This is a genomic window from Psychrobacter sp. 1Y4, from assembly GCF_051847555.1.
Genome location: NZ_JBPYDE010000859.1, coordinates 1 through 589, shown reverse-complemented (window position 1 = coordinate 589; position 589 = coordinate 1). Strand labels below are relative to the sequence as shown.

At 40.9% G+C, this 589-nt stretch carries 1 protein-coding gene; it reads right to left on the bottom strand.

Annotated elements, in window-relative coordinates:
- Nucleotides 1–385, bottom strand: a 385-nt coding sequence (locus ACS8FC_RS19265) for an acyl-CoA dehydrogenase family protein (protein ID WP_439297973.1), incomplete at its 3' end; no start/stop codon positions are given.
- Nucleotides 386–589 lie beyond the last annotated feature (204 nt).

The following is a 589-nucleotide window of genomic DNA, read 5'->3' as shown; positions in this document are numbered from 1 at the left end:
GGCCAGGGTACATAGAGAATGACCAGTTGGCGGTACCAACCATTTCATTAATGACAGTAGACAATGAAAACGGCATATTTTGACCACCAAACTCTTCTTCAGCAGACAAAGCAGGGAAACCAAGTTCACAATACGCATCATAAGCTTCTTTGAAGCCCTTTGGTGTGGTAACGACACCGTTGTTGAAATGGCAACCTTCAGCATCACCGCTTTGGTTTAGTGGAGATAGCTCATTTTCAGCAAAGCTTGCAGCCATCTCAAACAGGCTGTCCATTAGTTCGCGGTCAGCTTCTTGGAACGCTGGCAATGTTTTGTAATGGCTTTCACTATCGAGTAGTTCATGCATCACGAACTGAATATCACGTAAGGGTGCTTTGTATTGCATAACTTCCTGTCCTTTTTAGAATATAGTTGATGATAATCAATAGCGAGCATAGGGTTGCACTATAGTGCCCAAATTTTGCTCACGTCAATCTGGTGAACCTATATGAATAAAAATAGGTAATAACGCAAATTAACCAAGTCATCGATTATACAAAATAGCATTGAAAATAATGGTGATTGCTAGAGTCAGCTCGAGAAGTCATAA